At 71.0% G+C, this 6,685-nt stretch carries 5 protein-coding genes; all 5 read right to left on the reverse strand.

Annotation, left to right across the window (positions count from 1 at the left end; translation table 11 throughout):
- Window positions 1-110: 110 nt before the first annotated feature.
- A complete protein-coding gene (gene trxA, locus A5696_RS22590) occupies window positions 111-464 on the reverse strand; it encodes a thioredoxin (RefSeq protein ID WP_067883219.1) in 354 nt (117 codons plus the stop codon).
- A complete protein-coding gene (gene trxB, locus A5696_RS22595) occupies window positions 461-1,459 on the reverse strand; it encodes a thioredoxin-disulfide reductase (protein WP_067883220.1) in 999 nt (332 codons plus the stop codon). Before trxB ends, trxA begins: the two co-directional genes overlap by 4 nt.
- Before the next feature lie 78 nt (window positions 1,460-1,537).
- Window positions 1,538-2,281 carry a hypothetical protein gene (locus A5696_RS22600; protein ID WP_067883221.1) on the reverse strand — a complete coding sequence of 248 codons (744 nt, stop codon included), beginning with the start codon at window positions 2,279-2,281 and terminating at the stop codon, window positions 1,538-1,540.
- A complete protein-coding gene (sigM, locus tag A5696_RS22605; RefSeq protein WP_067883222.1) occupies window positions 2,274-2,885 on the reverse strand; it encodes an RNA polymerase sigma factor SigM in 612 nt (203 codons plus the stop codon). The genes A5696_RS22600 and sigM overlap by 8 nt, the downstream gene beginning before the upstream one ends.
- A gap of 63 nt (window positions 2,886-2,948) precedes the next feature.
- Window positions 2,949-6,425, reverse strand: coding sequence for a lipid II flippase MurJ (locus tag A5696_RS22610; RefSeq protein WP_369803380.1), 3,477 nt, complete (start codon window positions 6,423-6,425; stop codon window positions 2,949-2,951).
- Window positions 6,426-6,685 lie beyond the last annotated feature (260 nt).

The following is a 6,685-nucleotide window of genomic DNA, read 5'->3' on the forward strand; positions in this document are numbered from 1 at the left end:
GGACAAGGCTGAACACGGGCAACAGCTAGCCGTTATTGTCGCAGACGCTTCTCAATTTTCGGAAAACCCCAGGCTAAGCCCGGGCGCGGCGTGGCGAGCCGGATAACGCCTCAGGTGAGGTTCGGAACCGCGTCGGAGAGCTCCCGCAGCAGCGCCGCCTTGCCCTTGGCGCCGACGATGCGCTTCACCGGCTGGCCGTCCTTGAACAGGATCATCGTGGGGATCGAAACCACCTGGAAGTCGCGAGCGGTCTCCGGGTTGGCGTCCACGTCGAGCTTGGCGACGGTGAGCTGACCCGCGCGCTCGCTGGCGATCTCCTCGAGAACCGGCGCGACCATCTTGCAGGGCCCGCACCACGTCGCCCAAAAGTCAACCAGCACAGGCGTATTGCTGCCCAACACCTCCGTGGAGAACGACGCGTCGGAGACTTCTATTGTGCTGCCGGATTTTTCGGCGTCGGTCATCGTGGTGCTCCAATCAGTGTGTCGGTACCCTCGGCGGTTGTTTCGTGCTCGGCCAGCCAACGCTCGGCGTCGATGGCCGCCGCGCAGCCACTGCCCGCGGCGGTGACCGCTTGCCGGTAGGTGCGGTCGACCAGGTCGCCGGCGGCGAACACCCCGTCGAGCGAGGTGCTGGTGGTGCGCCCCCGCACCAGGACGTAGCCGTCGGGATCGACGTCGACGACGTCGCGCACCAGGCCCGAGCGTGGTTCATGACCGATCGCCACGAAGGCGCCGGTGACCCGGAGCGTCGACTCCGCGCCAGTTACGTTGTCGCGCAAGCGAAGTCCCGTCACCGTCGTGTCGCCCTCGACGGCGAGCACGGCGACGTTGGTGACGAACTTGATCTTGTCGTTGTTGCGAGCGCGTTCGAGCATGATCTTGGACGCGCGGAACTCGTCGCGGCGGTGCACCAGCGTCACGCTGGTGGCGAAGCGGGTCAGGAAGAGGGCTTCCTCCATCGCCGAGTCACCGCCGCCGATGACCGCGATGTCCTGGTCGCGGAAGAAGAACCCGTCGCAGGTGGCACACGAGCTCACGCCGCGCCCCAGCAATTCCTGCTCGCCGGGGACCTGCAGGTAGCGCGCCGCCGCGCCCATGGCCAGGATGACGGCCCGGGCCCGATGGGTCTCGCCGTCGGCGGTGACGACCGACTTGACCGGACCCGTCAACGAGACCGATTCGATGTCCTCCATCCGCAGGTCCGCGCCGAAGCGCAGCGCCTGCTCGCGCATCTCGTCCATCAACGCCGGGCCGGTGATGCCGTCGCGGAAGCCGGGGTAGTTCTCCACCTCGGTGGTGGTCATCAGCGCGCCGCCGAACGAGGTGCCCTCGAAAACCAGGGGCTTCAGCTGCGCGCGGGCCGTGTAGAGGGCCGCGGTGTACCCGGCGGGACCGGAACCGATGATGATGACGTCGTGGACGGTGTCCTGGGTGTCGGCGGGGGTATCGGCAGTCATTCGAGCCTTTCGGGTGCGGAAGCTACGTCTACGAACGCCAGCGTAGGCGCCGGTGTTCCCGGGGTACTGGGCACCAGACTAAGGGCGCTGGACCTGCGTGTTGGCCAGCAACCCGGTGTCCGCGGCGCTGCAATTGAGCGCCACCGCGAAGACCGCCAGGTTGTCGGGCGTGTCGGCGGGCAGCACCAGCAGCACACCGGGGCGGGCGTTGATCTCGACCGGCCGCGCTCCGAGCACCCGCGTTGACGCGGGATAGCCGAGCCCGCCGAGGCACGACGCGCGGCGCGCGGGATCGGCGAGCGGGCCGTAGTCGGGACTGCGGTTCAGCAGCTCGAGGATCTCGTCCTGCGACAGCGGGATGGCCATCGGCGGTGTCGACACCGTGATGTGCTGCGCCGTCGCGGGGGTGCTGGGGGTGGGCTCCGGCGCGTTGAGCAGCGCCACCGTGCCCACCCCGATCGCCGCCAGTACCGCCCCCGCGCCGGCCACGGCGGCGGCCAGCCGCGCGGGGCGGATGTGCGGCCGCGCCGAGTGCTCGAGACCGACGCCCGGTTCGTTTCCTTCCCCATCCAGCGCCGCCGAGATGCGGGCGGTCACCTCCGGCGGCACGTCGGGGGCCCCGGAACCCGAGGTGTCGTCGGCACCCAGCGTGGCCACGTCGCAGCGCACCCGGTTGAGGGCGCGCAGGATGCCCTGGGCCTGCGGGTCGTCGCGGACCCGGCCGCGGATGCGGGCCGCGGAATCGTCGTCGAGCAGACCGGCCTGCAGGTCGGCCAGCAGCTCGACCGTCAAAGGCGGCTCGTCGTCGTCGGGTTCACCCATCCGCCCCAGTGTCCGTCATGCGCTGCTTGACGGCCATGGGTGCGGCCCGGTCGGGACCGGCGTTGAGGTAGCCGAGCAGCTCGGCGAGCCGGACCCGGGCGCGCGAGCATCGGCTCTTGACGGTGCCTTCGGCGACGCCCAGCAGGGCGGCGGTGTCGGCCACCGAGTAGCCCTGCATGTCGACGGCCACCACCGCCGCCCGTTGCTCCACCGGCAGGCGCATCAGGGCCCGTTGCACCACGATGGCCGTCTCGACCTGCGCCGTGCGATCGGCGACCGGATAGACGTCCTCCAGCGGCGCGGTCGGGTGGGCCTTGGTGCGGCGCAGCCGGTCCAGGCAGGCGTTGACGACGATGCGGTGCAGCCAGCTGCCCACCGCCGCGTCGTGCCGGAACGAACCCGCGCCCCGATGCGCCGAGAGCATCGCGTCCTGCAGAGCGTCTTCGGCATCCTCGCGGGTGCGGGTGGTCAGCCGGGCCAGGCGGTGCAGCTGCCGTTGGTGGCGGTGGAACAGCTCGCCGAAGGCGCGGCGGTCGCCGGCGACGTGGGCTGCCAGCAGCTCGGCGTCGGTGCGTTCGCCCTGGCTGTTCCCCCCGAGACCCACGGCCGGACAGTAACCAATCGGGGGGTCGCGCGGCACTTCACCGATGCAGGGTTTGTGAGTGCGTCAGGACGCTGCTTGAACGGTGATCTCCGAGAAACCCGCCTGGCTCTTGCCGCTGGTGGTGCCCAGCGTGGAGATCCACACCAGCAGGTTCGACGTCGGCGCGCCGGACCGGACCGGAATGACGTTGTGGCCGGGCTTGAGCGTGAAGGCCGGGGCGAGCACGGTGGTGTCTTCGAGCTTGGCGGGCGAGGCCGTCGACGACGAGCGGATCTCGACCTTGGTGCCGGTGCTGGGCGTGTCGATGGTGACCTGCCCGACCACCGTGGGCTGCGGAAGCTGCAGCATCAGCCCCTCGCCCTGCTTGAAGCTGGGGAACGGGACGGCGTCGGTATAGACCTCGGTCGCCCAGGCGGTGGAGGGGTCGCCGTCGATCGCCTGCCCGGCCGTGCCCGGATTGTCGGGATCGCCGTCGGGGGAGAAGACGGTGGCCTTGGTGGGTTTGACGACGCTCCCGGACGCCGCGGAAGCCGGCGCCGACGAGGATGTCGACGACGACGGCCCGTTCAGCCCCAACTCGTCCTTGTTGAGGCCGCCGACATTGCCGAAGATCTTGCTCACCACCGACGCCAGCACCAGCAGGGCCACCACGATGACGGCCAGGGCGGCGCCGACGCCGATCAGCACGTTGCGGCGCCGGCGCGCAAAGTTCGCATACTCGCGGCCCGAGGTCGGCCGCGCGGTGGTCGGTGGTGGCGAGTCGTCGATCGGCCCGAGCACCTCGGTGCGGTCGGCCACCGCGGTGGCCTGCTGCAGCAAGTTCAAAAGCGTTGAGGCGCTGCGTATCCCGCCGTCCTCTTGAACCGCGCGAACGGCCACCGCGGAAATCTGGAAGGGGATGTCGCGGTCGATGACCATGGGTTCGACGGGATTGCCCGCGGAATCGCGCTCGGCCGATGCCAGCCCGCTGCGCACCCCGGACTCCGGCAGTGGCCACCGGTTGACCAGCAGGGCGTACAGCGCGGCGCCGATCCCGCGGATGTCGTCCTGCGGGTTGGCGTCGGGCATGGTCGCCGGGTAGGCGAGCACGACGTCGCCGTCGATGCTGACCCGCACCCGGTTGGGGTGGTCGATCGACAGGGCGACCCCGGCGCGATGGGCGGCGTCGGCGGCGGCGGCCAGCGACTGCATCGCCCGCACGGCGCCGATGGGCGACGGCGAGGTGTCGGCCACCTCCTGCAACGAACCGCCGCGGATCCACTCGGAGACGACCAGGCCGCCGGACCCGGTGTGCACCACGTCGAGCACCCGGGCGATGCCGGGCTTGTCGATCCTGCTGAGCCGCAGGGTGCGGGACAGGATGTCCTGCAGCACCTCGTGGGGCAGCGCTCCGTCCGGATCGACGAAGGTCAGCGCGACCTGCCGGTCCAGCGCGGTGTCCAGCGCCTGCCAGAACTGCAGGGGAGGCGCGCCGCCGTGGAAGACCAGCAGGCGATATCGCCCGCTGGCGATCCGCGCGCCGGGGACAAGGTGGACGTCCTCGGACGCCGATTCGCCGACCCGGTCGCGGGCGGCGTCGAATGTGCTTGGGCCGCGGGGGTTTTCGGCCGAGAGGTCGCCGTTGAGCCGGTCGGCTGGGCGGGGCGTCGGCCGGGGATCCGGCTCACGCGGAATGTCGGGCTGGAAATCGTCCGCGACGGGCCGCGGGCTGTCGGCGCCTGACCCCAGGCCGGATCCAGCGCCGGATGCGCTCTCCACTGGGCGGTCGGTCACCTCCGGTCCTTTCGCTACGCGGGCGCTGGCTACCCCATCCGGAGGCCTGCGCCGGATCGGCTCCTGAACCGCGTTGACCCCCGGCGGGGACGAATTCCTCTGCTCAGGGTACGTGACGTGGGCACGCTGAGACGATCCCTGACGTGCAGCCGGTTTGCGGGCCGGCGGCTGGGCGATCCGATCGCCGCCGAGCCACGGGACTCGGCGCCGGACGGCAGCGAGCGCCGCCTGCGCCTCGGGGACGTGCGCCCGCAGCATGACCGTCGCGAGGATCGGCGCCATGATGACCGCCAGCACCAGCAGGCGCAGCAGGGAGCCCCCGGCGCCGTGGGCGGTGAGCCGGCTCAATCCCAGCAGCCGGTCGGCGACGTGAGCGAGCAGACCGGCCAGCATCGACGCGACGATCGTCACCAGGATCGTCCGCACCGTGCCGACGTCGATCAGGTGTCCACCCTTCGGCAGCAGCGCGTGCCGTAACAGGTAGTAGCCGACGATCGCGCCGGCCAGGAAGCCGACACCGTTGGCCAGGCCCAAGAACCCGGCCACCAACTTCGGATCGCCGGTGAGGTGCGGCGCCAGCACCGAGCCGACGATCTTGACCGCCGTGATGACGAGGATGATCACGATCGGCGTCCAGGGCTGCTCGCGCGCATAGAAAACGCGCAGCTGCAGCAGCACCAGCCCGTAGGGGATCAGCGTGAACGCCGACAACGCGATCGCGGCGCCCAGGTAGCCGGCGTCGACCCCGCCGAAATGCCCGTAGGCGAACAGCGCGCTGCCGATCGCGGGTCCGCCGACGGTCATGAACGCGACGATCGGGATCAGCGTGATCAGCGTCAGCCGGGTGGCCAGCGACAGGTCGGCGAGCACGGCCTTGGTGTCGTCGGCCGCGGCGTTCCGGCTCAGCCGCGGCATCACCACGGTCAGCACGGTCACCCCGATCATGCCGAACGGCAGCATGAGCACCAGCCATGTGTAGTTGTAGATCGCCGGGCCAGAAGCCGCCGCGGTGCTCGCGATCTGGTTGCCGATCACCAGGCCGAGCTGGCTGATCAGCACGTAGAGCACCATCGCCGCCGCCATGGTGCCGAACCGCTTGAGGCGCTCGTCGATTCCCCACAGCGGGCGCAGGCTCACCCGCTCGCGCTGGAGCGCCACCAGCAGCACGGCGGTCTGCGCGAACACGCCCAGGGTGGTGCCGATGCCGAGCACCAGCAGCTTGGCGTTGCCCATCCGTACGGGGTCGACCGACAGCTCGCCCGGGACGGCCAGGTACACGCCCAGGGTGGCGAGCGCGACGACGTTGTTGACGACGGGCGCCCAGGCGGTCGGCCCGAACACGTTGCGGGTGTTGAGGATCGCCATGAACACCGAGGTCAGGCCGTAGGCCAGCACCTGGGGCAACAGCAGGTAGGCGAAAGCGGTGGTCAGCGGCTCGTTGACCTGCGGGGTGCGCCCGAGCATCAGCCGCACCAACAGCGGCGCTGCCACCACCGACAGCGCGGTGGCGATGACCAGCAGCGCGGTGGTCAGGGTGACCAGGCGCCGCACGAACGCCGCGCCGCCGTCGGGGTCGCTCTGTTCGGCGCGGGCCAGCACCGGCACGAAGATCGCGGTGAACGTCGCCTCCAGCACGAGCGCCGCGACCAGGTTCGGCAGCTGATTGGCCACCGAGAAGGCGCTGGACAGCGCCGCGCCCAGGATGGCGGCCAGCACGACGATCCGCGCGAAGCCGGTGATGCGGCTGACCAGCGTCGCGAACGCCATCCCCCACGATCGCGAGACCAGGGCGGCGTCGGACAGTTCGGGCCGCCGGCGCGCCAGCTCGGGCACCGGCGGAAGGGGGCCCGTCGGCGGCCCGGGGCGGATGCGGCGTGCCGAGGGTGGCACGCGCTGCGGCTGCCGCGGTGCCTGGGCGTGGGTGCGGCGGGCGGTCGGGCTCATACCCGGTGTTGCTGATCGACGCGACCGCCGATCTCGTCGTGCAGGGCGGCGCTGCCACCACCGACAGCGCGGTGGCGATGGCC

The sequence above is a fragment of the Mycobacterium sp. E2699 genome (genome assembly GCF_001666745.1).
Taxonomy (GTDB): domain Bacteria; phylum Actinomycetota; class Actinomycetes; order Mycobacteriales; family Mycobacteriaceae; genus Mycobacterium.